1 protein-coding gene is annotated in these 239 nt (G+C 66.1%); it reads left to right on the forward strand.

Translation table 11 applies throughout. The features are described from left to right. Window positions 1-239: hypothetical protein (locus ACPYOG_RS20565; RefSeq protein ID WP_481295919.1), on the forward strand; the 239-nt coding region annotated here is incomplete at both ends.

A 239-nucleotide genomic window follows, 5' to 3' on the forward strand; every position in this document is an offset into this window, starting at 1 on the left:
CCCCCCCCCCCCCCCCTCTTTCCAAACAAAAACACCCCCCCCCAGATTAGCGAGTGTCTCGTGGGCTCGGAGATGTGTATAAGAGACAGGACTCCACCGGCCCTGAGGGCGGTGACCGCTCCGGCGGCCGCCTCGCGGCGTCTCGGCGACCTTGACGGCCGGCGTCGGCTTCAGCCGGCCCTTGACACCCTGTGGGCTGTCTCTTATACACATCTGACGCTGCCGACGACGGAGAGAGT

The sequence above is a fragment of the Leifsonia sp. HAY1-4F genome (genome assembly GCF_056755275.1).